This is a genomic window from Streptomyces lomondensis (assembly GCF_014651035.1).
In the GTDB taxonomy this organism is placed as follows: domain Bacteria; phylum Actinomycetota; class Actinomycetes; order Streptomycetales; family Streptomycetaceae; genus Streptomyces; species Streptomyces lomondensis.
This window is the reverse complement of sequence record NZ_BMWC01000006.1, coordinates 118,038-143,625: the sequence shown is the minus strand read 5'-3', so window position 1 is coordinate 143,625 and position 25,588 is coordinate 118,038. Positions and strand designations below refer to the sequence as shown.

The window sequence follows — 25,588 nt, the reverse complement described above, 5'->3', positions numbered from 1 at the left end:
GGCCGGTTCGCACCCTTGTGCTGCCGTGCGACGGGACATCGGCCGAAACACACCCCCAGGGGCGACGGTGCGGTCGTCCTTATCCCAGGGAACGGTGGAGACACGGGCCGGTGCGGCACAATGGCCCTGCCCGAAGATGTTCAGGCCTCAAGTGACGGAATCGGCGTGATGAGCAAGACGACAGTCAGGGACGTCTCCACGGAGCCCGAGCCGGAGCGCGCCGAGATCGCGCCCCGCGCGGAGGGCGGCAGCCGGGCCTTCGCCCTGCTGCTGGTGATCACCGGCGCGGCCGGACTGCTCGCCGCGTGGGTCATCACGATCGACAAGTTCAAGCTCCTCGAGGCCAAGGTCGAGGGCAGGACGTTCACCCCCGGGTGCAGCCTCAACCCCGTGGTCTCCTGCGGCAGCGTCATGGAGAGCAAGCAGGCCGCCGTCTTCGGCTTCCCGAACCCGATGCTCGGCCTCGTCGCCTACGGCATCGTCATCTGCGTCGGCATGAGCCTGCTCGCCCGCGCCCGCTTCCCGCGCTGGTACTGGCTCACCTTCAACGCCGGCTGCCTGTTCGGCGTCGCCTTCTGCGCCTGGCTGACGTTCCAGTCCCTGTACCGGATCAACGCGCTGTGCCTGTGGTGCTGCCTGGCCTGGGTCGCCACGATCCTCATGTTCTGGTACGTGACGTCGTTCAACATCCGCAAGGGCTTCCTGCCCGCCCCGAACTGGCTCAAGGGCTTCTTCGGCGAGTTCACCTGGGTCATGCCCGTGCTGCACATCGGCATCATCGGCATGCTGATCCTGACCCGGTGGTGGGACTTCTGGACCAGCTGACCGGGGCGCTCCGGGGCCCGGCCGGATTGTCAGTGCCGTGATTTAGGGTTTCTGACGTGGAGCCCGACCTGTTCACCGCCGCAGCCGAAGAACGCCAGGAGAAGGAACCGTCCAGCAGCCCCCTGGCGGTGCGGATGCGCCCGCGCACCCTCGACGAGGTCGTGGGCCAGCGGCATCTGCTGAAGCCGGGCTCACCCCTGCGCAGACTGGTCGGCGAGGGCGCCTCCGGCCCGGCCGGCCCCTCCTCGGTGCTCCTGTGGGGCCCGCCCGGCACCGGCAAGACCACCCTGGCCTACGTCGTCTCCAAGGCGACCGACGCCCGCTTCGTGGAGCTGTCCGCGATCACCGCCGGCGTCAAGGAGGTCCGCGCGGTCATCGACGGCGCCCGCCGCGCCTCCGGCGGCTACGGCAAGGAGACCGTCCTCTTCCTCGACGAGATCCACCGCTTCAGCAAGGCCCAGCAGGACTCCCTGCTCCCGGCCGTCGAGAACCGCTGGGTGACGCTGATCGCGGCGACGACGGAGAACCCGTACTTCTCGGTGATCTCCCCCCTGCTCTCCCGCTCCCTGCTGCTCACCCTCGAACCCCTCACGGACGACGACATCAGGGGCCTCGTCCGGCGCGCCCTCACCGACGAGCGCGGCCTCAAGGGCGCCGTCACCCTCCCAGAGGAGACCGAGAGCCACCTCCTGCGCATCGCCGGCGGCGACGCCCGCCGCGCCCTGACCGCCCTGGAGGCCGCCGCCGGAGCCGCCCTCGACAAGGGCGAGACGGAGATCGGGCTGACCACCCTGGAGGAGACGGTCGACCGGGCCGCCGTGAAGTACGACCGCGACGGCGACCAGCACTACGACGTGGCCAGCGCCCTGATCAAGTCCATCCGCGGCTCGGACGTCGACGCCGCCCTGCACTACCTGGCCCGGATGATCGAGGCCGGCGAGGACCCCCGCTTCATCGCCCGGCGCCTGATGATCTCCGCCAGCGAGGACATCGGCCTCGCCGACCCGAACGCGCTGCCGATCGCGGTCGCCGCCGCCCAGGCCGTCGCCATGATCGGCTTCCCCGAGGCCGCCCTCACCCTCAGCCACGCCACCATCGCCCTCGCCCTGGCCCCCAAGTCCAACGCCGCGACCACCGCGATCGGCGCCGCCCTGGACGACGTCCGCAAGGGCCTGGCCGGACCCGTCCCCGCGCACCTGCGCGACAGCCACTACAAGGGCGCCACCAAGCTCGGCCACGGCCAGGGCTACGTCTACCCGCACGACCTGCCCGAGGGCATCGCCGCCCAGCAGTACGCCCCGGACGCCCTCAAGGACCGCGAGTACTACGAGCCGACCCGGCACGGCGCGGAGGCCCGCTACGCGGACGCGGTCGAGTGGACCCGCAAGAACCTCGGTCGAAAGCGGTCCTGAGCACCCTGTAAACTTGGCCGGAGTGCCGCGTCCCGTGCAGTCAGAACGGGACAGTCGGCCGGAGTCCGGATCCTCCGGGACCGGCTCCAGGAGCGTCGCGCACCGTCGAACGGTGTCGCGGGCAGCCCACCACCACCCCTCGTACGAGGGGACCGGTCGGTGGGCCACTCGCGTGCTGCACGTATGTGCCCAGACCAGGGGAGCGGCTGCCCACCGAGGTTCACCAGGACCGAGGCGGGTTTCCCCGGCTGCGGATGCGACCTCCCTCAACCCTGACAAGCCGAATCCAGGAAATGAGAAAGCAGTGGCGAACCAGTCCCGCCCCAAGGTCAAGAAGTCGCGTGCCCTCGGCATCGCGCTGACCCCGAAGGCCGTCAAGTACTTCGAGGCCCGTCCCTACCCGCCGGGTGAGCACGGCCGTGGCCGCAAGCAGAACTCGGACTACAAGGTCCGTCTGCTCGAGAAGCAGCGTCTGCGCGCGCAGTACGACGTGTCCGAGCGCCAGCTCGTCCGCGCCTACGAGCGTGCCTCCAAGGTCCAGGGCAAGACCGGTGAGGCCCTGATCATCGAGCTGGAGCGCCGTCTCGACGCCCTGGTCCTGCGTTCGGGCATCGCCCGCACGATCTACCAGGCCCGCCAGATGGTCGTCCACGGCCACATCGCGGTCAACGGCAAGAAGGTCGACAAGCCCTCCTTCCGTGTCCGCCCGGACGACGTCGTGCAGGTCCGCGAGCGCTCCAAGGAGAAGACGCTCTTCACGATCGCCCGTGAGGGTGGCTTCGCCCCCGACGGCGAGACCCCGCGCTACCTCCAGGTGAACCTCAAGGCCCTGGCGTTCCGCCTGGACCGCGAGCCGAACCGCAAGGAGATCCCGGTGATCTGCGACGAGCAGCTCGTCGTCGAGTACTACGCCCGCTGATTTCCGGCAGGCACGCGGTACTTCAGCCCGTCGTCTCCCCGCCCCTCCGGGCGGGCGAGGCGGCGGGCTTTCGCGATTGACCAGCCCCCGGCGGGTAATCCGGTACGGAGCGCCACCCCCGGCGCGATAGGCTCGTCGCACGACTTTTTCGATGTTCAGGCACGTTTCAGGGAGCGGGTGCACAGTGTCCGGTGGAGAGGTGGCCGGAATCCTGGTGGCCGTCTTCTGGGCGATCCTGGTCTCCTTCCTCGCCGTCGCGCTGGCGAGGCTGGCCCAGACGCTCAGGGCGACCACCAAGCTCGTGGCGGACGTGACCGACCAGGCCGTCCCGCTGCTGGCCGACGCCTCCGCGGCGGTGCGCTCCGCGCAGACCCAGATCGACCGGGTCGACGCGATCGCCTCCGACGTCCAGGAGGTCACGTCGAACGCCTCCGCGCTGTCGACCACCGTCGCCTCCACCTTCGGCGGCCCCCTGGTCAAGGTCGCGGCCTTCGGCTACGGCGTGCGCCGGGCCCTCGGCGGCCGCAAGGAGGACGTGCCCGCCAAGGCGTCGAGGCGTACCGTGATCGTGGGCCGCACGGTCTCTCGGCGCAGCTCCCGAGGGAAGAGGGACTGAGAGCCAGCGATGTTCCGCCGTACCTTCTGGTTCACCACGGGCGTCGCCGCCGGTGTGTGGGCCACCACCAAGGTCAACCGCAAGCTCAAGCAGCTGACCCCGGAGAGCCTCGCCAGAGCCGCCGGGAACAAGGCGATCGAGGCCGGTCACCGTCTCAAGGACCGCGCGGTGGACTTCGCGCTCGAGGTCCGGGACAACATGGCCGTGCGGGAGGCCGAGCTGGGCGACGCCCTCGGGATCAACGAGAACCCCGAACTCCCCGCACCCCGGCGGTACGCCGCCATCGAGAACCGCAGCAACCCGAAGTACGTCGACAGGACGACGTACTCGTACAACCGGAATGAGGACCACTGATGGAGTCGGCTGAGATCCGCCGCCGCTGGTTGAGCTTCTTCGAGGAGCGCGGTCACACCGTCGTCCCTTCGGCGTCGCTCATCGCGGACGACCCGACTCTGCTCCTCGTCCCGGCCGGCATGGTGCCCTTCAAGCCCTACTTCCTGGGTGAGGTCAAGCCGCCCTTCAGCCGCGCCACCAGCGTGCAGAAGTGCGTGCGCACGCCGGACATCGAAGAGGTCGGCAAGACCACCCGGCACGGCACGTTCTTCCAGATGTGCGGCAACTTCTCGTTCGGCGACTACTTCAAGGAAGGCGCCATCGAGCTCGCCTGGGAGCTGCTCACCAGCCCCCAGGACAAGGGCGGTTACGGCCTCGACCCCGAGCGGCTGTGGATCACCGTCTACAAGGACGACGACGAGGCCGAGCGGATCTGGCACGAGGTCGTCGGCGTGCCGAAGGAGCGCATCCAGCGCCTCGGCATGAAGGACAACTACTGGTCCATGGGCGTCCCCGGCCCGTGCGGCCCCTGCTCCGAGATCAACTACGACCGCGGCCCCGAGTTCGGCGCCGAGGGCGGCCCCGCCGTCAACGACGAGCGGTACGTGGAGATCTGGAACCTCGTCTTCATGCAGTACGAGCGGGGCGAGGGCACCGGCAAGGACAACTTCGAGATCCTCGGCGACCTGCCCAGCAAGAACATCGACACCGGCCTCGGTCTCGAGCGCCTCGCCATGATTCTGCAGGGCGTGCAGAACATGTACGAGATCGACACCTCGATGGCCGTCATCGACAAGGCCACCGAGCTGACCGGCGTCCGCTACGGCGACGCCCACTCCTCGGACGTCTCCCTGCGCGTGGTCACCGACCACATGCGCACCGCCACCATGCTCATCGGCGACGGCGTCACCCCGGGCAACGAGGGCCGCGGCTACGTGCTGCGCCGCATCATGCGCCGCGCCATCCGCAACATGCGCCTGCTCGGCGCCACCGGCCCGGTGGTCAAGGACCTGATCGACGTCGTCATCGGCATGATGGGGCAGCAGTACCCGGAGCTGATCACCGACCGCGAGCGGATCGAGAAGGTCGCCCTCGCCGAGGAGAACGCCTTCCTCAAGACGCTGAAGGCCGGCACCAACATCCTCGACACCGCCGTCAGCGACACCAAGGCAGCCGGTTCCACCGTCCTGCCCGGCGACAAGGCCTTCCTGCTCCACGACACGTGGGGCTTCCCGATCGACCTCACCCTGGAGATGGCCGCCGAGCAGGGGCTGTCCGTGGACGAGGAGGGCTTCCGCCGCCTGATGAAGGAGCAGCGGGAGCGCGCCAAGGCCGACGCCCAGGCCAAGAAGACCGGCCACGCCGACCTCGGCGCCTACCGCGAGATCGCCGACCGGGCCGGGGCCACCGACTTCATCGGCTACACCGACACCGAGGGCGAGTCCACGATCGTCGGCATCCTCGTCGACGGCATCTCCTCGCCGGCCGCCACCGAGGGCGACGAGGTCGAGATCGTCCTCGACCGCACCCCGTTCTACGCCGAGGGCGGCGGCCAGATCGGCGACACCGGCAAGATCAAGATCGACTCCGGTGCCGTCATCGAGGTCCGCGACTGCCAGAAGCCGGTCCCGGGCGTCTACGTGCACAAGGGCGTCGTCCAGGTCGGCGAGGTCACCGTCGGCGCCAAGGCCCACGCCGCGATCGACGACCGCCGCCGCAAGGCCATCGCCCGTGCCCACTCGGCCACGCACCTGACCCACCAGGCCCTGCGCGACGCCCTCGGCCCGACGGCCGCCCAGGCCGGTTCCGAGAACCAGCCCGGCCGCTTCCGCTTCGACTTCGGCTCCCCGTCCGCCGTCCCGACGGCCGTGATGACCGACGTCGAGCAGAAGATCAACGAGGTGCTCGCCCGCGACCTCGACGTGCGCGCCGACGTCATGGGCATCGACGAGGCCAAGAAGCAGGGCGCCATCGCCGAGTTCGGCGAGAAGTACGGCGAGCGCGTGCGCGTCGTGACCATCGGCGACTTCTCCAAGGAGCTGTGCGGTGGCACGCACGTGCACAACACCGCCCAGCTCGGCCTGGTGAAGCTGCTCGGCGAGTCGTCCATCGGCTCGGGTGTCCGCCGTATCGAGGCCCTGGTCGGCGTGGACGCCTACAACTTCCTCGCCCGGGAGCACACGGTCGTCGCCCAGCTCCAGGAGCTGATCAAGGGTCGCCCGGAGGAGCTCCCGGAGAAGGTCTCCGCCATGCTCGGCAAGCTGAAGGACGCCGAGAAGGAGATCGAGAAGTTCCGCGCCGAGAAGGTCCTCCAGGCCGCCGCCGGCCTCGCCGAGTCCGCCAAGGACATCCGTGGCGTTGCTGTCGTGACCGGCCAGGTCCCCGACGGCACCACCGCCGACGACCTGCGCAAGCTCGTGCTCGACGTGCGTGGACGCATCCAGGGCGGACGGGCCGCCGTCGTCGCCCTGTTCACGGTGGCGAACGGCAAGCCGCTGACGGTCATCGCCACCAACGACGCCGCCCGCGAGCGCGGCCTGAAGGCCGGCGACCTGGTCCGTACGGCCGCCAAGACCCTCGGCGGCGGCGGTGGCGGCAAGCCGGACGTCGCCCAGGGCGGCGGCCAGAACCCGGCCGCCATCGGCGACGCCGTCGACGCCGTCGAGCGACTCGTCGCCGAGACGGCCAAGTAAGAGACGGTCGAGAGTATGCGCAGAGGACGTCGACTCGCGATCGACGTCGGGGACGCCCGCATCGGGGTCGCCTCGTGCGACCCCGACGGGATCCTCGCCACCCCGGTGGAGACGGTCCCGGGGCGTGACATCCCCGCAGCCCAGCGGCGGTTGAAGCAACTCGTCGAGGAGTACGAGCCCATCGAGGTGGTCGCCGGTCTCCCGCGCTCCCTCAAGGGCGGCGAGGGCCCGGCCGCCGTCAAGGTCCGCGGCTTCGTCCAGGAACTGGCGCGCATGATCGCCCCGGTTCCGGTGAGACTCCTGGATGAACGCATGACGACGGTGACGGCCAGTCAGGGACTGCGCGCTTCGGGCGTGAAGTCCAAGAAGGGGCGGTCCGTCATCGACCAGGCGGCAGCCGTGGTCATCCTGCAACAGGCGCTTGAATCCGAACGGGTGTCAGGTAAAGCACCCGGCGAAGGCGTCGAAGTGGTCATCTGATCGCGATACGGTAACGTTCCGCGCGATGCGGCGGCATTCGAACAGCCGCCGCACAGCAAGAGGCGGGACGGGAGCCGAGCCGGAAGCCGCGTGACCGCCGCCTCGCGGCTCTAGGGGATCGATGACTGAGTATGGCCGGGGCCAAGGCTCCGAACCGTGGCATCCGGAGGACCCGTTGTACGGGGACGGCGGATGGGGAGGGCAGCAGGCCGAGACGGGCCCGCAGTCCCCCTACGGCGGCCAGCCGCAGCACTATCCAGAGCAGCCGCAGCAGCCGCAGTACGGCGACTGGGGCACCGGCGAGCAGGCCGGATACGGTCAGGCGCAGCAGCAGTACCAGTACGACCAGCAGTACGCGGCACAGGCCCACGGGCACCAGCAGTACCCGGGGCAGGGCGACCACCAGCAGCAGGCGCAGGGGTACCACCAGCAGCAGTACGACAACGGCGGCTGGGCCACCGACGCGCACCAGCAGGTCTCGTACCCCGGCGACCCCGCCGACCCGTACGGGCAGCAGAGCGGCGCGTACGGCGCGGGCCAGCCCGACTACTACGGCACGCCCGACGCGTATCCGCCCCCGGAGCCGCCCGGCCGGCGGCGGGCCGAACCCGAGCCCGAGCCGGAGACCGACTGGGACCCCGGGCCCGACCAGGGCGAACACGCCTTCTTCGCGGGCGGGGACGACGATGACGACGGCGACGAGCCGAGGGACCGCCGCAGCCGCGACGACAAGCGCGGACGCGGCGGCAAGCCCAAGAAGCGCCGCAACGGCATGGCCTGCCTGGTGGTCGTCCTGGTCTTCGGCGGCGGCATCGCCGGCGTCGGCTACTTCGGCTACCAGTTCTACCAGGATCGTTTCGGCGACGCCCCGGACTTCGCGGGCGACGGCAACGGGCAGCAGGTGTCCGTCGAGATCCCCAAGGGCGCGGACGGCTACACGATCGGCCGGGTGCTGAAGGCCGCCGGCGTCGTCAAGAGCGTCGACGCCTTCGTCTCGGCCCAGGCCGGCAATCCCGAGGGCAGGACGATCCAGGACGGCGTGTACACGCTGCAAAAGCAAATGTCGGCCGACAGTGCGGTCGAACTGATGCTCAGCCCGGACAGCCGGGACAACCTGATCATCGCCGAGGGCAAGCGCAACGCCGACATCTACCGGCTCATCGACAAGCGGCTGGAGGTCAAGGAGGGCACCACCGCCGAGGTCGCCAAGAAGGACTACAAGAAGCTCGGCCTGCCCGCCTGGGCGCAGAACCACCCGAACGTCAAGGACCCGCTGGAAGGCTTCCTCTTCCCCTCCAGCTACGGCGTGAGCGAAGGCCAGAAGCCCGAGGACGTCCTGAAGTCCATGGTCCAGCGGGCCACCGAGACGTACGACAAGCTCGGGGTCGAGAAGAAGGCCGAGAGCCTCGGACTCGAAGACCCCTGGCAGCTCGTCACCGTCGCCAGCCTGGTGCAGGCCGAGGGCACGAGCCACAGCGACTTCCGCAAGATGGCCGAGGTCGTCTACAACCGTATGAAGCCCGGGAACCCGCAGACCAACGGCATGCTGGAGTTCGACTCCACGTACAACTACATCAAGAACCAGAGCAAGATCGACCTGAGCCTGAGCGAACTGCGGAACTACGACAACCCCTACAACACGTACTTCCACAAGGGGCTGCCGCCCGGTCCGATCGACAACCCGGGCGAGGACGCGGTCAAGGGCGCCCTCAACCCGACGGACGACGGCTGGTACTACTTCATCTCGCTCGACGGCAAGACCAGCAAGTTCACGAAGACGAACGCCGAACACCAGAAGCTGGTCGACCAGTTCAACGCCTCGCGGAACAACTGAGGACAACCCTGATGGCCGCACCACGCCGGGCCGCCGTACTCGGCTCCCCGATCGCCCACTCGCTCTCCCCGGTCCTGCACCGCACCGCCTACCAGGAGTTGGGGCTGACGGGCTGGACGTACGACAGGTTCGAGGTCGACGAGGCCGGCCTGCCCGGCTTCTTCGAGACGCTCGGAGCCGAGTGGGCCGGGCTGTCGCTGACCATGCCGCTGAAACGGGCCGTGATCCCGCTGCTCGACGAGATCAGCGAGACCGCGGCCTCGGTAGACGCCGTCAACACCGTCGTCTTCACCGAGGACGGCCGCCGGACCGGTGACAACACCGACATCCCCGGCATCGTCGCGGCGCTGCGCGAGCACGGCGTCGACAAGGTCGAGGCCGCCGCGATCCTCGGCGCGGGCGCCACCGCCTCCTCCGCGCTGGCCGCGCTGGCCCGGATCTGCCCGGGCGAGATCGCCGTGTACGTGCGCAGCGAGGCCCGGGCCGCCGAGATGCGGCAGTGGGCCGAGCGGCTGGGCGTCTCGGTGCGCATCGCCGACTGGGCGGACGCCGAGCAGGCCCTGCGCGCGCCCCTGGTGATCAGCACCACGCCGGCCGGTGTCACCGACGCCCTCGCCCGGTCCGTGCCGGAACGGCCGGCGGCCCTCTTCGACGTGCTGTACGACCCCTGGCCGACGGTCCTCGCGGCGCGCTGGTCGGCGTACGGCGGTGCCGTCGTCAGCGGCCTCGACCTGCTGGTGCACCAGGCCGTGCTCCAGGTCGAGCAGATGACGGGGCTGGCCCCGGCGCCCCTGGACGCCATGCGAAAAGCGGGCGAGCGCGCTCTCGCCGACGGATAGGATCCGCTCTCGGTTCCGCAGGGGGCGGAACAAGGGAGGGGAAAGTCCGTCATGTCCGCAGGTCTGCCTCAGGCGTCCGTCAAGTCCCAGATATTCGAGTCCCTGCTGTGGTTCCTGCCCGACTGGGTGCAGATCACGGTGCTCGCCCTGATCATGCTCGCCGTCGTCGCGTCCTGGGTCGTGAAGATCAAGCGCAGGATCGCCCACCGGCGCGCCGTCCGCGGCGGGCAGCCCGTCCACGCGGCAGCGCAGTACGGGCAGGGGCGCGGTGCGGACTACCTGGGGGAGTACGCCCCGCAGCAGAATCAGCAGCAGGCCAGTGGGGCGGACTTCCTCGGCGCGTACGCGCCGCAGCAGGCTCAGCCCGCGCAGCAGCCGAGCGGTGCCGACTTCCTGGGGGCGTACGCGCCGCAGCAGCGTCAGGGCGACGGTCCGTCCGCGAACGCGTCCGCTTGATGGACCGCCCGCCGGACAGACGGCCCGGACGTGGGAGGATCGGAGGTGGCGGACCGGGCCGCGCACCCGGTCAGGCCGTCGCCGTACGCGAGGACGCGCGTACGCAGCAGTACGGGCGCGAGCACTGAGGAGCACCGTTGAGCAGGTTGCGCTGGCTGACCGCGGGGGAGTCCCACGGTCCCGCACTCGTCGCGACGCTGGAGGGTCTGCCCGCCGGCGTGCCGATCACCACGGACATGGTGGCGGACCATCTCGCGAGGCGGCGCCTGGGCTATGGACGCGGTGCCCGGATGAAGTTCGAACGGGACGAGGTCACCTTCCTCGGCGGCGTCCGGCACGGCCGCACCCTCGGCTCCCCGGTGGCGATCATGGTGGGCAACACCGAGTGGCCGAAGTGGGAGCAGGTCATGGCGGCCGACCCGGTCGATCCGGAGATCCTCGCCGGCCTGGCCCGCAACGCCCCGCTGACCCGCCCGCGCCCCGGCCACGCCGACCTCGCCGGCATGCAGAAGTACGGCTTCGACGAGGCCCGGCCGATCCTGGAGCGGGCCTCCGCCCGTGAGACCGCCGCGCGCGTGGCCCTGGGCGCGGTGGCCCGGTCGTACCTCAAGGAGACGACCGGCATCGAGATCGTCAGCCATGTCGTGGAGCTGGCCTCGGCGAAGGCGCCGCAGGGCGTGTACCCGACACCGGCCGACGTGGAGAAGCTGGACGCGGACCCCGTGCGCTGCCTGGACGCGGACGCGTCGAAGGCGATGGTCGCCGAGATCGACCAGGCCCACAAGGACGGCGACACCCTCGGTGGCGTGGTCGAGATCCTGGCGTACGGCGTGCCGGTCGGCCTCGGCTCGCACGTGCACTGGGACCGCAAGCTGGACGCCCGGCTGGCCGGCGCCCTCATGGGCATCCAGGCGATCAAGGGCGTCGAGATCGGCGACGGCTTCGAACTGGCACGGGTGCCCGGCTCCCAGGCGCACGACGAGATCGTGAAGACCGACGACGGTATCCGGCGTACCTCCGGCCGCTCCGGCGGCACCGAGGGCGGCCTGACCACCGGTGAGCTGCTGCGGGTGCGCGCCGCGATGAAGCCGATCGCGACCGTGCCGCGCGCCCTGCAGACCGTGGACGTCACCACCGGCGAGGCGGCGCAGGCCCACCACCAGCGCTCGGACGTGTCCGCGGTCCCGGCCGCCGGCATCGTCGCCGAGGCCATGGTGGCGCTCGTGCTCGCGGACGCGGTGGCGGAGAAGTTCGGCGGCGACTCGGTGACCGAGACCCGCCGCAACGTGACCTCGTACCTCGACAACCTCGCCATCCGATGAGCGCGCCGCTGGTCGTCCTGGTCGGTCCGATGGGCGTGGGCAAGTCCACCGTCGGGCGGCTGCTGGCCGAGCGGCTCGGCGTGACCTACCGGGACACCGACGACGACATCGTCGCCGCGCAGGGCAGGACCATCGCCGAGATCTTCGTCGACGAGGGCGAGCCGGCCTTCCGGGCGATCGAGAAGACGGCCGTACGCGACGCGCTCGCCGAGCACGACGGAGTGCTGGCGCTCGGCGGCGGCGCGATCCTCGACGCCGACACCCGCGCGCTGCTCGCCGGGCGGCGGGTGGTGTACCTGTCGATGGACGTCGAGGAGGCGGTCAGGCGCACCGGCCTCAACGCGGCCCGCCCGCTGCTCGCCGTCAACCCGCGCAAGCAGTGGCGCGAGCTGATGGAGGCCCGCCGGCACCTGTACGAGGAGGTCGCCACGGCCGTCGTCGCCACTGACGGCCGTACGCCCGAAGAGGTCACCCAAGTGGCCTTGGACGCACTGGAGTTGAAGGACGCATGACTGAGGCAGTGACGCGCATCCAGGTCGGCGGCACGGCGGGCACCGAGCCGTACGAGGTCCTGGTGGGCCGCCAGCTCCTGGGTGAACTGGGCGGGTTGCTCGGCGACAAGACCAAGCGGGTCGCGGTGATCCACCCCGAGGCGCTGGCCGAGACCGGCGAGGCGCTCCGTGCCGACCTGGCCGAGCAGGGCTACGAGGCGGTCGCCGTCCAGGTGCCCAACGCTGAGGAGGCCAAGACCGCCGAGGTCGCCGCCTACTGCTGGAAGGCGCTCGGCCAGTCCGGGTTCACGCGCACGGACGTCATCGTCGGTGTCGGCGGCGGCGCCACCACGGACCTGGCCGGGTTCGTGGCCGCCACCTGGCTGCGCGGGGTCCGCTGGATCGCGATCCCCACCACGGTGCTCGCCATGGTCGACGCGGCCGTGGGCGGCAAGACCGGCATCAACACCGCCGAGGGCAAGAACCTGGTGGGCGTCTTCCACCCGCCCGCCGGCGTGCTCTGCGACCTGGCCGCGCTGGACTCCCTCCCGGTCAACGACTACGTCTCCGGGCTCGCCGAGGTCATCAAGGCCGGCTTCATCGCCGACCCGGTGATCCTGGACCTCATCGAGTCCGACCCCGAGGCGGCGCGCACCCCGGCCGGTCCGCACACCGCCGAGCTGATCGAGCGCTCCATCCGGGTGAAGGCCGACGTGGTGTCGTCCGACCTGAAGGAGTCGGGCCTGCGCGAGATCCTCAACTACGGCCACACGCTCGGCCACGCCATCGAGAAGAACGAGCGCTACAAGTGGCGCCATGGCGCCGCGGTCTCGGTCGGCATGCACTTCGCCGCCGAACTCGGCCGCCTGGCAGGGCGACTGGACGACGCCACGGCCGACCGCCACCGCACGATCCTCGAATCGGTCGGGCTGCCCCTGTACTACCGCCACGACCAGTGGCCCAAGCTGCTGGAGACCATGAAGGTCGACAAGAAGTCCCGCGGCGACCTGTTGCGCTTCATCGTCCTCGACGGTCTGGCCAAGCCCACCGTCCTGGAGGGACCCGACCCGGCCGTGCTGCTCGCCGCGTACGGCGAAGTCGGGCAGTAGATCCCCCGGCGCGCCATCCGCCCGAAATGGCCTTACGGGGCCGGGCACTTCGGACCGCCCCCGGCCGTTCACACAACGACGACCGGGGGCGGTACCGTTCGGTAGCAGCGGGTTCCGCCCCCGCTGTCAGCGCCCATCGCCTGTACGAGACGGAGTGGCACCGGATGCAGCACGCAGTGGGTTCTCCGCTGCCGCCGCCCCACCAGCCGGGGCACGGACCGGCCGCCGGCTGGTCGCCGGCCGCACACCACCCGGGTCCGCACCACCCGGGCGCGCACCAGGGCTCCGCGCCCGTGCCCCCGCCGCCCCCGGCGCCGGGGTACCCCGCGCCGCCGCCCGGCCCGGCCTCGCCCCCGCCGCAGGGCAACCTGCCTCCCGCGCCGGAGACCACCGGCCATGTGCCGCTGCCGCCGGGCGGCCCGGTCGCCATGCCGAGCGCCCCGCCCGCCACGGCCGCCCCCGACCCGGCCGGTACGACGCTCGCGGTGCTGCTCATCGGCCCCGCGGGCGCGGGCAAGACCAGCGTCGCCAAGTACTGGGCGGACCACCGCCGGGTCCCCACCGCCCACATCAGCCTCGACGACGTACGCGAGTGGGTCCGCTCCGGCTTCGCCGACCCCCAGTCCGGGTGGAACGACAACTCGGAGGCGCAGTACCGCCTGGCCCGCCGCACCTGCGGTTTCGCCGCGCGGAACTTCCTCGCCAACGGCATCTCGTGCATCCTCGACGACGCGGTCTTCCCCGACCGCCCCGTGGTCGGCCTCGGCGGCTGGAAGCGCCACGTCGGCCCCGGCCTGCTGCCGGTCGTGCTCCTGCCCGGGCTGGACATCGTCCTGGAACGCAACGCGCAGCGCTCGGGCAACCGGCGGCTGTCGGACGAGGAGGTCGCCCGCATCCACGGCCGCATGGCCGGCTGGTACGGCTCGGGCCTGCCGATCATCGACAACTCGCAGCTGGACGTCCCGGAGACGTCGCGCGTACTGGACGACGTCCTGGCCAGGTCGATCGCGAGTCCGCCGCAGTGGTAGCCGCGCCCTAGGGGCGCGGGGAACTGCGCGACCAGCCCCCACCGGCTCGCGGACGACAGACCCCCGGCTGCCCCACTCGGCCTCTCCCGACCGGCGCCGAACCCGCGGAGCTCATACGCTCGGGTCATGTCAGAGGTGTACGCGGCCCGCCGGACGCGTCTGAGGGAATACTGCAACGCGGGCGGCAGCGCGGCGGCGCTGGTCTCCCGCCCCGCCAACGTGCGCTATCTCGCGGGCGCCGCCCCGCACGGCGCCGTCCTGCTTCTGGGCAAGACCGAGGACCTCCTGCTGTGCCCCGGCTCGTCCGCGGACCGCCCCACGCAGGAGCGCCCCGACGAGGCCCTGCGCGTACAGACCCTGCCCGGACCCGGCGGCGGTGACCCGGCCGTCGCGGCAGCCGGCATCGCCGACGGCCAGGGCGCCGACTCCCTCGCCGTGGAGGAGCACCACCTCACCGTGGCCCGGCACAAAGCCCTCGGCTCGGTCGCCCCCCGGCTGCGCCTGGCCAACCTCGGCAGCGCGGTCGAGCAGCTCAGGGTCGTCAAGGACGAGGAGGAGATCTCCTGCCTCCGCATCGGCGCCGAGATCGCCGACCAGGCCCTCGGCGAACTGCTGGAGTCCATCCTCGTCGGCCGCACCGAGCGCCATCTCGCCCTGGAGCTGGAGAGACGCCTGGTCGATCACGGGGCCGACGGGCCCGCCTTCCCGACCGCCGTCGGCACCGGGCCCAACGCCGGCCGCCCCGGCCACCGCCCCACCGACCGCCGCGTGGAGGAGGGCGACTTCCTCTCCGTCTGCCTCGGCGCGACGTACCGCGGCTACCGCTGCGAGATCGGCCGTACCTTCGTCATCGGCACCGCTCCCGCGGACTGGCAGATCGAGCTGTACGACCTGGTCTTCGCCGCCCAGCGGGCCGGACGTGAGAGCCTGGTACCCGGCGCCGCCTGCCGGGACGTCGACCGCTCGGCCCGCCAGGTCCTGGACTCCGCGGGGTACACGGAGGGCCTCACCGCCCTGACCGGACACGGTGTGGGGCTCGAAATCGACGAGGACCCTCAGTTGAGTCCCGCGGCCATGGGTAAACTGGACGCTTGCGTGCCGGTCACCGTCGAACCCGGGGTCCACCTCCCGGGCCGGGGCGGCGTCCGGATCGATGACACGCTCGTCGTCCGCCCCGAGGCGGACGGCGGACCCGAGCTACTCACCATCACGACCAAGGAGCTGCTCGCCCTGTAGGCAGGTGCGTGCCCCGGGGTCGTACGTCAGTCCAGGAGATTCCGCAACCGTGGCTTCCACGAACGACCTCAAGAACGGCATGGTGCTCAAGCTCGAAGGCGGCCAGCTCTGGTCCGTCGTCGAGTTCCAGCACGTCAAGCCCGGCAAGGGCCCGGCCTTCGTGCGCACCAAGCTCAAGAACGTGCTCTCCGGCAAGGTCGTCGACAAGACCTTCAACGCCGGCGTCAAGGTCGAAACGGCCACCGTCGACAAGCGCGACATGCAGTTCTCCTACATGGACGGCGACTACTTCGTCTTCATGGACATGGAGACCTACGACCAGCTCATGGTCGACCGCAAGGCCGTCGGCGACGCCGCCAACTTCCTCGTCGAGGGCTTCACGGCCACGGTCGCCCAGCACGAGGGCGAGGTGCTCTTCGTCGAGCTGCCCGCCGCCGTCGAGCTGACCGTCCAGGAGACCGAGCCGGGCGTCCAGGGCGACCGCTCCACCGGCGGCACCAAGCCCGCCACGCTGGAGACCGGCCACCAGATCCAGGTCCCGCTCTTCATCACCACCGGTGAGAAGATCAAGGTCGACACCCGCACCAGCGACTACCTCGGCCGGGTGAACAGCTAACCGTGGCTGCCCGCAACACGGCCCGCAAGCGCGCCTTCCAGATCCTCTTCGAGGGCGACCAGCGCGGCGCCGACGTCCAGACGGTCCTCGCGGACTGGGTCCGCCTCTCCCGGACGGACACCCGGCAGCCGCCGGTGAGCGAGTACACGATGGAGCTGGTCGAGGGCTACGCGCAGCACGCGAAGCGCATCGACGAGCTGCTCGCCCAGTACTCGGTCGGCTGGACGCTCGACCGGATGCCGGTCGTCGACCGCAACATCCTGCGTCTCGGTGCCTACGAGCTGATCTGGGTCGACGCGACCCCGGACGCCGTCGTCCTCGACGAGATGGTGCAGCTGGCGAAGGAGTTCTCCACGGACGAGTCGCCCTCGTTCGTGAACGGCCTGCTCGGCCGGCTGAAGGAGCTCAAGCCCTCGCTGCGCCGCGACGAGGTCTGAGACAGACAGACGGAATGCCGGAGGGCCCGCAGCGCGACTGCTGCGGGCCCTCCGGCATCCCCTACGTTCGAGGGCTGCCAGGCCCTCACAACGCCGCCGGGGTGGCCGAAACCATATGGTTTCGGCCACCCCGGCGGCACGTTTCTGCTGTCCCCCCGGAGCGGTCAGCCCTCCTCGTGGGTCGCCACCGCGCGGCGCGCGTCCGCGTCCAGGACGCCCCAGCTGATCAGCTGCTCGGTGAGCACCGACGGCGACTGGTCGTAGATGACGGCGAGTGTGCGCAGGTCGTCCTGGCGGATCGAGAGCACCTTGCCGTTGTAGTCACCGCGCTGCGACTGGATCGTGGCCGCGTAGCGCTGGAGGGGGCCCGCCTTCTCGGCGGGTACCGTGGCCAGCCGCTCCAGGTCCAGAACCAGCTTCGGCGGCGGCTCGGCGGCGCCGCCCGGGGTGGTGCCCGGGAGCAGCTCCTGCACGGGAACGCCGTAGAAATCCGCCAGTTCGGCGAGGCGCTGCACGGTCACGGCGCGGTCACCGCGCTCGTACGAACCGACCACGACCGCCTTCCAGCGTCCCTGGGACTTCTCCTCGACACCGTGGAGGGAAAGGCCCTGCTGGGTGCGGATCGCCCGGAGCTTGGCCCCGAGCTGTTTGGCGTATTCGCTGGACATATAGCTCCCCGGCACTGTGTCGACGCGTCTGGCGTGGGTGCCAGGCCGCGCGGCTGGTAACTCACTGTGAGGTTACGCAGCGTTACTCTGCCGCGTCAAGCCGAATGGTCCGCACCGACTCTTCCGTGGTATCGGCACTCGGTTAGGCCGAGTGGGTGATCCAAGGGGGCCGTCCGGGTGACAGCGAGGGCCTGCTACCGTGGATGGCGCAATCCCGACGTCCTTTAAGGTCCGTCCCGTGAGGCGGAGAAGGAGGTCCGTTTCGTATGGACAAGCACGACACGCAGTCCGATGCCCGGCCCGTACTGGAGGGCCCTGACATCGCGCGGGTCCTGACCCGCATCGCCCACGAGATCGTCGAACGCGCCAAGGGCGCCGACGACGTGGTGCTCCTCGGCATTCCCACCCGGGGCGTCTTCCTCGCCCGGCGGATCGCCGACAAGCTCGAGCAGATCACCGAGCGCAAGGTTCCGTGCGGCTCGCTCGACATCACCATGTACCGCGACGACCTGCGCATGCACCCGCCGCGTGCGCTGGCCCGCACCGAGATCCCCGGTGACGGCATCGACGGCAAGCTGGTCGTCCTCGTCGACGACGTGCTCTTCTCCGGCCGCACCATCCGCGCCGCCCTCGACGCCCTGAACGACATCGGGCGCCCCCGCGCGGTGCAGCTCGCGGTCCTCGTCGACCGCGGTCACCGCGAACTGCCCATCCGCGCCGACTACGTCGGCAAGAACCTCCCCACGTCGTTGCGGGAGACGGTCAAGGTCCAGCTCGCCGAGGAGGACGGTCGCGACACCGTGCTGCTCGGCGCCAAGCAGACCGCCCAGTAGCGCCTCGGGCGTACGCCGTCGGCGTACACCGGCTCAGTGCGCCCCCGCGCGCCCGTCTGCCCGAATTCTCCAGTTGAACTGCCTTACGGAGCCTGACAGATGCAGCGTCATCTCATCTCGGCCGCCGACCTCACCCGCGACGACGCCGTCCTGATCCTCGACACCGCCGAGGAGATGGCCCGGGTCGCCGACCGGCCGATCAAGAAGCTGCCGACCCTGCGCGGCCGCACGATCGTCAACCTCTTCTTCGAGGACTCCACCCGTACCCGGATCTCCTTCGAGGCCGCCGAGAAGCGGCTGTCCGCGGACGTGATCAACTTCTCCGCCAAGGGCTCCAGCGTCTCCAAGGGCGAGTCCCTGAAGGACACCGCCCAGACCCTGGAGGCCATGGGCGTCGACGCCGTGGTCATCCGGCACGGCGCCTCCGGAGCCCCCTACCGGCTGGCGAACTCCGGCTGGATCGACGCCGCCGTCGTCAACGCCGGCGACGGCACCCACCAGCACCCCACCCAGGCCCTGCTGGATGCCTTCACCATGCGCCGCCGCCTGATCGGCCCGGACGCCGGCCTCGGCCAGGACCTGGCCGGCAAGCGCATCACCATCGTCGGCGACATCCTGCACAGCCGGGTCGCCCGCTCCAACGTCGACCTGCTGCACACCCTCGGCGCCGAGGTCACCCTCGTCGCCCCGCCGACCCTGCTGCCGGTCGGCATCGAGACCTGGCCCTGCGAGGTCTCCTACGACCTCGACAGCACGCTGCCCAAGTCCGACGCGGTGATGATGCTGCGCGTCCAGCGCGAGCGGATGAACGCCGCGTTCTTCCCGACCGAGCGCGAGTACTCCCGCCGCTACGGCCTCGACGGCGACCGCATGGCGCGGATGCCCGAGCACGCCGTCGTGATGCACCCCGGCCCGATGGTCCGCGGCATGGAGATCACCGCCGAGGTCGCCGACTCCGACCGCTGCACCGTCGTCGAGCAGGTCGCGAACGGCGTGTCCATCCGGATGGCCGTCCTGTACCTGCTGCTCGGCGGAGCTGTGTTTGATTCAAAAAACGTGCCCGCCGTCACCCAGACCCGTACCGAGGAGAAGCAAGACCGATGAGCAAGATCCTTATCCGTGGTGCGAAGGTGCTCGGCGGCGAGCAGCAGGACGTCCTGATCGACGGCGGGACGATCGCGGAGGTCGGCAGCGGTCTGTCCGCCGAGGGCGCCGAGGTCGTGGAGGCCGGCGGCAAGGTGCTGCTGCCGGGCCTGGTCGACCTGCACACGCATCTGCGCGAGCCGGGCCGTGAGGACTCCGAGACCGTCCTCACCGGCACGCGCGCCGCCGCCTCCGGCGGCTACACCTCCGTGTTCGCCATGGCCAACACCTTCCCGGTCGCCGACACCGCCGGCGTCGTCGAGCAGGTCTGGCGGCTCGGCAAGGAGCACGGCTACTGCGACGTACGGCCCATCGGCGCCGTCACCGTCGGCCTGGAGGGCAGCAAGCTCGCCGAGCTGGGCGCCATGCACGAGTCGGCCGCCGGAGTGACCGTCTTCTCCGACGACGGCAAGTGCGTCCACGACGCCGTGATCATGCGCCGGGCCCTGGAGTACGTGAAGGCCTTCAACGGCGTCATCGCGCAGCACGCGCAGGAGCCGCGGCTGACCGAGGGCGCCGAGATGAACGAGGGCGTCGTCTCCGCCGAGCTGGGGCTCGGCGGCTGGCCCGCGGTGGCCGAAGAATCGATCATCGCCCGGGATGTCCTGCTCGCCGACCACGTCGGCTCCCGCGTCCACATCTGCCACCTGTCGACCGCCGGGTCCGTCGAGATCGTCCGCTGGGCCAAGTCCCGCGGCATCCAGGTCACCGCCGAGGTCACCCCGCACCACCTGCTCCTCACCGACGAGCTGGTCCGCACCTACAACCCGGTCTACAAGGTCAACCCGCCGCTGCGCACCGAGCGGGACGTGAGGGCGCTGCGCGAGGCGCTCGCCGACGGCACGATCGACATCGTCGCCACCGACCACGCCCCGCACCCGCACGAGGACAAGGACTGCGAGTGGGCCGCGGCCGCCATGGGCATGGTCGGCCTGGAGACGGCGTTGTCAGTGGTCCAGGAGACCATGGTCGACACGGGCCTGCTGGACTGGGCCGGTGTCGCCGACCGCATGTCCTTCAAGCCCGCGCAGATCGGACAGGCCACGGGCCATGGTCGTCCCGTCTCGGCAGGTGAGCCCGCCAACCTCACCCTCGTCGACACGGCATACCGTGGGCTCGTGGAACCCGCGGGCTTCGCCTCGCGCAGCCGCAACACCCCCTACGAGGGGCGTGAGCTGCCGGGCCGTGTGACGCACACGTGGCTGCGGGGCAAGGCCACGCTCGTCGACGGGAAGCTCACGTGACACCTCAACTCCTGCTGGCCGCCGAGAAGGAATCGGCGCAAGTGACCGACTGGGCCGCCCGCATCGGCTGGGTCGTCGGCCTCGCCCTCTTCGTCGCGCTCGTCTACTGGCTGATGCGCGAGGGCTGGAAGTGGCGCGGCACCCTCCAGGGCGACCTGCCCGAGCTGCCCACCGCCCCCGACGACCCGGGCCCGGCGCGCCTGACCATGAGCGGCCGCTACCACGGCTCCACCACCGCCGGGCAATGGCTCGACCGCATCGTCGCGCACGGCCTGGGCACCCGCAGCCGCGTCGAGCTGACGCTGACGGACGCCGGCCTGGACGTCGTACGCCCCGGGGCGAGCGACTTCTTCGTCCCGGCCGCGGCCCTGCGCGAGGCCCGGCTCGACAAGGGCATCGCCGGCAAGGTGCTCACCGAGGGCGGCCTGCTGGTCGTCACCTGGGCCCACGGCGACCGGCTGATCGACTCCGGCTTCCGCTCCGACCACGCGGCCGAGCACAACGAGTGGGTCGACACCGTCAACTCCATGATCGAAACGAACACCAGGGAAGGCGCCGAACGATGACCACCTCCACCAGGGGAGCTGCCAAAACTCCCGCCGTACTCGTCCTGGAGGACGGCCGGGTCTTCCGCGGCCGCGCCTACGGGGCCGTGGGGGAGACCTTCGGCGAAGCGGTGTTCTCCACCGGCATGACCGGCTACCAGGAGACCCTGACCGACCCCTCGTACCACCGCCAGGTCGTGGTGATGACCGCCCCGCACGTCGGCAACACCGGCGTCAACGACGAGGACATGGAGTCCAAGAGGATCTGGGTCTCCGGCTACGTCGTGCGCGACCCCGCGCGCGTGCCGTCCAGCTGGCGCTCCCGGCGCACGCTGGACGAGGAGCTCGCCGCCCAGGGCGTCGTCGGGATCTCCGGCATCGACACCCGCGCCCTCACCCGCCACCTGCGCGAGCGCGGCGCCATGCGCGTCGGCATCTTCAGCGGCGACGCCGTCCGGGACGACAGCGCACTCCTCGCGCGCGTGCAGGAAGCCCCGCAGATGAAGGGCGCGAACCTCTCCGCCGAGGTCGCCACGACCGAGCCGTACGTCGTGCCCGCGATCGGCGAGAAGAAGTTCACCGTCGCCGCCGTCGACCTCGGAATCAAGGGCATGACCCCGCACCGCATGGCCGAGCGCGGCATCGAGGTGCACGTGCTCCCGGCGACCGCGACCGTCGAGGACGTGTACGCGGTGAACCCGGACGGCGTGTTCTTCTCCAACGGCCCGGGCGACCCGGCCACCGCCGACCACGCCGTCTCCGTGATGCAGGGCGTCCTGGAGCGCGGCACGCCGCTGTTCGGCATCTGCTTCGGCAACCAGATCCTGGGCCGCGCCCTCGGCTTCGGCACCTACAAGCTGAAGTACGGCCACCGCGGCATCAACCAGCCGGTGCAGGACCGTACGACCGGCAAGGTCGAGGTCACCGCGCACAACCACGGCTTCGCCGTCGACGCCCCGCTCGACCAGGTCTCCGAGACCCCGTTCGGCCGCGCCGAGGTGTCGCACGTGTGCCTGAACGACAACGTGGTGGAGGGGCTCCAGCTCCTCGACCGCCCCGCCTTCAGCGTCCAGTACCACCCCGAAGCGGCGGCGGGCCCGCACGACGCCGCCTACCTGTTCGACCGCTTCGTGAAGCTCATGGAGGGCCAGCGTGCCTAAGCGCACCGATATCCAGTCCGTCCTGGTCATCGGCTCCGGCCCGATCGTCATCGGCCAGGCCGCCGAGTTCGACTACTCCGGCACGCAGGCGTGCCGCGTCCTCAAGGCCGAGGGCCTGCGGGTCGTCCTGGTGAACTCCAACCCGGCGACGATCATGACCGACCCGGAGATCGCCGACGCCACCTACGTCGAGCCGATCACGCCCGAGTTCGTCGAGAAGATCATCGCCAAGGAGCGGCCCGACGCGCTGCTGCCCACCCTGGGCGGCCAGACGGCCCTCAACACGGCGATCTCGCTGCACGAGAACGGCGTCCTCGACAAGTACGGCGTCGAGCTGATCGGCGCCAACGTCGAGGCGATCCACAAGGGCGAGGACCGCGACCAGTTCAAGGAGGTCGTGGAGGAGGTCCGCAAGAAGATCGGCCACGGCGAGTCCGCCCGGTCCTACATCTGCCACTCCATGGACGACGTCCTCAAGGGCGTCGAGGAGCTCGGCGGCTACCCCGTGGTCGTCCGCCCGTCCTTCACCATGGGCGGCGCCGGCTCCGGCTTCGCCCACGACGAGGAGGAGCTGCGCCGCATCGCCGGCACCGGCCTCACCCTCTCGCCGACCACCGAGGTGCTCCTGGAGGAGTCCATCCTCGGCTGGAAGGAGTACGAGCTGGAGCTGATGCGCGACAAGCACGACAACGTCGTGGTCGTCTGCTCCATCGAGAACTTCGACCCCATGGGCGTCCACACCGGCGACTCGATCACGGTCGCCCCCGCGATGACCCTCACCGACCGCGAGTACCAGATCCTGCGCGACATCGGCATCGCCGTGATCCGCGAGGTCGGCGTCGACACCGGCGGCTGCAACATCCAGTTCGCGGTGAACCCCGAGGACGGCCGGGTCATCGTCATCGAGATGAACCCGCGCGTGTCCCGCTCCTCGGCCCTCGCCTCCAAGGCGACCGGCTTCCCGATCGCCAAGATCGCCGCCAAGCTGGCCGTCGGCTACACGCTGGACGAGATCCCCAACGACATCACCCAGGAGACCCCGGCCTCCTTCGAGCCGACCCTCGACTACGTGGTCGTGAAGGCCCCGCGGTTCGCCTTCGAGAAGTTCCCCAGCGCCGACTCCACCCTCACGACCACCATGAAGTCGGTCGGCGAGGCCATGGCCATCGGCCGGAACTTCACCGAGGCGTTCCAGAAGGCCCTGCGCTCGTTGGAGAAGAAGGGCAGCCAGTTCACGTTCGTCGGCGAGCCCGGCGACAAGTCCCGGCTCCTGGAGCAGGCGGTCCGCCCCACCGACGGCCGGATCAACACGGTCATGCAGGCGATCCGCGCGGGCGCCACGCCCGAGGAGGTCTTCGAGTACACGAAGATCGACCCCTGGTTCGTCGACCAGCTCTTCCTGATCAAGGAGATCGCCGACGAGCTGGCGGCCGCTCCGGAGCTGACCACCGACCTGCTCGCCGAGGCCAAGCGGCACGGCTTCTCCGACCAGCAGATCGGCGAGATCCGCGGCCTGCGCGAGGACGTCGTCCGCGAGGTCCGGCACGCGCTCGGCATCCGCCCGGTCTACAAGACGGTCGACACCTGCGCCGCCGAGTTCGCCGCCAAGACGCCGTACTTCTACTCGTCCTACGACGAGGAGACCGAGGTCGCGCCGCGTGAGAAGCCGGCCGTCATCATCCTGGGCTCCGGCCCGAACCGCATCGGCCAGGGCATCGAGTTCGACTACTCCTGCGTCCACGCCTCCTTCGCGCTGAGCGACGCGGGCTACGAGACCGTGATGGTCAACTGCAACCCGGAGACCGTCTCCACGGACTACGACACCTCCGACCGCCTGTACTTCGAGCCGCTCACGCTGGAAGACGTGCTGGAGATCGTCCACGCCGAGCAGCAGGCCGGGCCGGTCGCGGGCGTCGTCGTCCAGCTGGGCGGCCAGACGCCGCTGGGCCTGTCGCAGGCGCTGAAGGACAACGGCGTGCCGATCGTCGGCACCTCCCCGGAGGCCATCCACGCCGCCGAGGACCGGGGCGCCTTCGGCCGGGTCCTCAAGGAGGCCGGCCTCCCGGCCCCCAAGCACGGCACCGCCACCACCTTCGCCGAGGCCAAGGCCATCGCCGACGAGATCGGCTACCCGGTGCTCGTCCGGCCCTCGTACGTCCTCGGCGGGCGCGGCATGGAGATCGTCTACGACGAGACGCGCCTGGAGTCCTACATCGCCGAGTCGACCGAGATCAGCCCCTCCCGGCCGGTCCTCGTCGACCGGTTCCTCGACGACGCCATCGAGATCGACGTCGACGCGCTCTACGACGGCGAGGAGCTGTACCTCGGCGGCGTCATGGAGCACATCGAGGAGGCCGGCATCCACTCCGGCGACTCGGCGTGCGCCCTGCCCCCGATCACGCTCGGCGGCTTCGACATCAAGCGCCTGCGCGCCTCCACGGAGGGCATCGCCAAGGGCGTCGGGGTGCGCGGCCTGATCAACATCCAGTTCGCGCTGGCGGGCGACATCCTCTACGTGCTGGAGGCCAACCCGCGTGCCTCCCGCACGGTCCCCTTCACCTCGAAGGCGACCGCGGTGCCGCTGGCCAAGGCCGCCGCCCGCATCTCGCTGGGCGCCACCATCGCCGAGCTGCGCGAAGAGGGCCTGCTCCCGGCGAGCGGCGACGGCGGCGAGCTGCCGTTCGACGCGCCGATCTCCGTCAAGGAGGCCGTCATGCCGTGGTCGCGCTTCCGCGACATCCACGGCCGCGGCGTCGACACGGTCCTCGGCCCGGAGATGCGCTCCACCGGCGAGGTCATGGGCATCGACTCCGTCTTCGGCACGGCGTACGCCAAGTCGCAGGCCGGCGCCTACGGGCCGCTGCCCACCAAGGGCCGCGCGTTCATCTCGGTCGCCAACCGCGACAAGCGCTCGATGATCTTCCCGGCCCGCGAGCTGGTCGCGCACGGCTTCGAGCTGCTCGCCACCTCTGGCACGGCCGAGGTCCTCAAGCGCAACGGCATCAACGCCACGATCGTGCGCAAGCAGTCCGAGGGCACCGGCCCGAACGGCGAGAAGACCATCGTCCAGCTCATCCACGACGGCGAGGTCGACCTCATCGTCAACACCCCGTACGGCACCGGCGGCCGCCTCGACGGCTACGACATCCGTACGGCGGCCGTGGCGCGCTCCGTGCCCTGCCTGACGACGGTCCAGGCGCTCGCGGCGGCGGTCCAGGGCATCGACGCCCTCAACCGCGGCGACGTGGGCGTCCGATCGCTCCAGGAACACGCGGAATTCCTGACCGCGGCCCGCGACTAGCAGCCCCGAGGGGGACACCGGAAACGGTGTCCCCCTCTTCGTGAGGAC

The 25,588-nt window shown here is 70.6% G+C and carries 24 protein-coding genes; 23 read left to right on the top strand and 1 reads right to left on the bottom strand.

The features are described 5' to 3' along the window. Nucleotides 1–168: 168 nt before the first annotated feature. The 17 genes from IE255_RS21425 to nusB all read left to right on the top strand — a co-directional run bounded on the left by IE255_RS21425 (nucleotide 169) and on the right by nusB (nucleotide 16,646). Nucleotides 169–825 carry a vitamin K epoxide reductase family protein gene (locus IE255_RS21425; RefSeq protein WP_190051973.1) on the top strand — a complete coding sequence of 219 codons (657 nt, stop codon included), beginning with the start codon at nucleotides 169–171 and terminating at the stop codon, nucleotides 823–825. A gap of 56 nt (nucleotides 826–881) precedes the next feature. After that, nucleotides 882–2,237 carry a replication-associated recombination protein A gene (locus IE255_RS21420; RefSeq protein WP_190051972.1) on the top strand — a complete coding sequence of 452 codons (1,356 nt, stop codon included), beginning with the start codon at nucleotides 882–884 and terminating at the stop codon, nucleotides 2,235–2,237. A gap of 304 nt (nucleotides 2,238–2,541) precedes the next feature. Further along, complete coding sequence (rpsD, locus tag IE255_RS21415) at nucleotides 2,542–3,156, top strand: 30S ribosomal protein S4 (protein ID WP_010046470.1); 615 nt, start codon at nucleotides 2,542–2,544, stop codon at nucleotides 3,154–3,156. A 184-nt stretch (nucleotides 3,157–3,340) separates the two neighbouring features. Further along, nucleotides 3,341–3,772, top strand: a complete 432-nt coding sequence (locus tag IE255_RS21410; protein WP_190051971.1) for a DUF948 domain-containing protein — start codon at nucleotides 3,341–3,343, stop codon at nucleotides 3,770–3,772. A 9-nt stretch (nucleotides 3,773–3,781) separates the two neighbouring features. Continuing rightward, nucleotides 3,782–4,126 (top strand): hypothetical protein, encoded by a 345-nt coding sequence (locus IE255_RS21405; protein WP_190051970.1) that lies wholly within the window; start codon nucleotides 3,782–3,784, stop codon nucleotides 4,124–4,126. Next, entirely contained in the window at nucleotides 4,126–6,798 is a 2,673-nt protein-coding gene (gene alaS / locus IE255_RS21400) for an alanine--tRNA ligase (protein WP_190051969.1), read from the top strand. Before IE255_RS21405 ends, alaS begins: the two co-directional genes overlap by 1 nt. Nucleotides 6,799–6,813: 15 nt before the next feature. Next, on the top strand, nucleotides 6,814–7,278 hold the full coding sequence (gene ruvX / locus IE255_RS21395) for a Holliday junction resolvase RuvX (RefSeq protein WP_190051968.1): 465 nt from the start codon (nucleotides 6,814–6,816) through the stop codon (nucleotides 7,276–7,278). A 121-nt stretch (nucleotides 7,279–7,399) separates the two neighbouring features. After that, nucleotides 7,400–9,112 (top strand): endolytic transglycosylase MltG, encoded by a 1,713-nt coding sequence (mltG, locus tag IE255_RS21390; protein ID WP_190051967.1) that lies wholly within the window; start codon nucleotides 7,400–7,402, stop codon nucleotides 9,110–9,112. Between the two features lie 11 nt (nucleotides 9,113–9,123). Further along, nucleotides 9,124–9,951 carry a shikimate dehydrogenase gene (locus IE255_RS21385; RefSeq protein ID WP_190051966.1) on the top strand — a complete coding sequence of 276 codons (828 nt, stop codon included), beginning with the start codon at nucleotides 9,124–9,126 and terminating at the stop codon, nucleotides 9,949–9,951. A gap of 51 nt (nucleotides 9,952–10,002) precedes the next feature. After that, entirely contained in the window at nucleotides 10,003–10,407 is a 405-nt protein-coding gene (locus IE255_RS21380) for a hypothetical protein (RefSeq protein ID WP_190051965.1), read from the top strand. Nucleotides 10,408–10,544: 137 nt separating this feature from the next. After that, nucleotides 10,545–11,729, top strand: coding sequence for a chorismate synthase (gene aroC / locus IE255_RS21375; RefSeq protein WP_190051964.1), 1,185 nt, complete (start codon nucleotides 10,545–10,547; stop codon nucleotides 11,727–11,729). After that, nucleotides 11,726–12,241 (top strand): shikimate kinase, encoded by a 516-nt coding sequence (locus tag IE255_RS21370; RefSeq protein ID WP_190051963.1) that lies wholly within the window; start codon nucleotides 11,726–11,728, stop codon nucleotides 12,239–12,241. The genes aroC and IE255_RS21370 overlap by 4 nt, the downstream gene beginning before the upstream one ends. Further along, nucleotides 12,238–13,329 (top strand): 3-dehydroquinate synthase, encoded by a 1,092-nt coding sequence (aroB, locus tag IE255_RS21365; protein WP_190051962.1) that lies wholly within the window; start codon nucleotides 12,238–12,240, stop codon nucleotides 13,327–13,329. The genes IE255_RS21370 and aroB overlap by 4 nt, the downstream gene beginning before the upstream one ends. Before the next feature lie 164 nt (nucleotides 13,330–13,493). Further along, on the top strand, nucleotides 13,494–14,357 hold the full coding sequence (locus tag IE255_RS21360) for a Pro-rich N-terminal domain-containing protein (protein ID WP_190051961.1): 864 nt from the start codon (nucleotides 13,494–13,496) through the stop codon (nucleotides 14,355–14,357). A 126-nt stretch (nucleotides 14,358–14,483) separates the two neighbouring features. Beyond that, nucleotides 14,484–15,593 carry an aminopeptidase P family protein gene (locus IE255_RS21355; protein WP_190051960.1) on the top strand — a complete coding sequence of 370 codons (1,110 nt, stop codon included), beginning with the start codon at nucleotides 14,484–14,486 and terminating at the stop codon, nucleotides 15,591–15,593. Nucleotides 15,594–15,642: 49 nt separating this feature from the next. Then, nucleotides 15,643–16,209, top strand: coding sequence for an elongation factor P (gene efp, locus IE255_RS21350; RefSeq protein WP_059420847.1), 567 nt, complete (start codon nucleotides 15,643–15,645; stop codon nucleotides 16,207–16,209). Nucleotides 16,210–16,211: 2 nt separating this feature from the next. Then, a complete protein-coding gene (nusB, locus tag IE255_RS21345; protein WP_190051959.1) occupies nucleotides 16,212–16,646 on the top strand; it encodes a transcription antitermination factor NusB in 435 nt (144 codons plus the stop codon). Between the two features lie 164 nt (nucleotides 16,647–16,810). Here the strand turns inward: nusB and bldD are convergent, their stop codons facing one another. Beyond that, nucleotides 16,811–17,314, bottom strand: a complete 504-nt coding sequence (bldD, locus tag IE255_RS21340; RefSeq protein ID WP_010046440.1) for a transcriptional regulator BldD — start codon at nucleotides 17,312–17,314, stop codon at nucleotides 16,811–16,813. 266 nt (nucleotides 17,315–17,580) lie between these two features. Between bldD and pyrR the strand changes: the two genes are divergently transcribed. From pyrR to carB, 6 genes are all read left to right on the top strand, one after another. Continuing rightward, entirely contained in the window at nucleotides 17,581–18,147 is a 567-nt protein-coding gene (gene pyrR, locus IE255_RS21335) for a bifunctional pyr operon transcriptional regulator/uracil phosphoribosyltransferase PyrR (protein ID WP_190051958.1), read from the top strand. 99 nt (nucleotides 18,148–18,246) lie between these two features. After that, the gene (locus IE255_RS21330) at nucleotides 18,247–19,251 is read left to right on the top strand and encodes an aspartate carbamoyltransferase catalytic subunit (RefSeq protein ID WP_190051957.1); all 1,005 of its coding nucleotides are present in this window, start codon (nucleotides 18,247–18,249) and stop codon (nucleotides 19,249–19,251) included. After that, complete coding sequence (locus IE255_RS21325) at nucleotides 19,248–20,534, top strand: dihydroorotase (protein WP_190051956.1); 1,287 nt, start codon at nucleotides 19,248–19,250, stop codon at nucleotides 20,532–20,534. The genes IE255_RS21330 and IE255_RS21325 overlap by 4 nt, the downstream gene beginning before the upstream one ends. Beyond that, nucleotides 20,531–21,100: a PH-like domain-containing protein gene (locus tag IE255_RS21320; RefSeq protein ID WP_190051955.1), complete on the top strand. Its 570-nt coding sequence runs from the start codon at nucleotides 20,531–20,533 to the stop codon at nucleotides 21,098–21,100. Before IE255_RS21325 ends, IE255_RS21320 begins: the two co-directional genes overlap by 4 nt. Beyond that, complete coding sequence (carA, locus tag IE255_RS21315) at nucleotides 21,097–22,239, top strand: glutamine-hydrolyzing carbamoyl-phosphate synthase small subunit (protein ID WP_190051954.1); 1,143 nt, start codon at nucleotides 21,097–21,099, stop codon at nucleotides 22,237–22,239. Before IE255_RS21320 ends, carA begins: the two co-directional genes overlap by 4 nt. After that, complete coding sequence (gene carB / locus IE255_RS21310) at nucleotides 22,232–25,540, top strand: carbamoyl-phosphate synthase large subunit (protein WP_190051953.1); 3,309 nt, start codon at nucleotides 22,232–22,234, stop codon at nucleotides 25,538–25,540. Before carA ends, carB begins: the two co-directional genes overlap by 8 nt. Nucleotides 25,541–25,588: the final 48 nt, after the last annotated feature.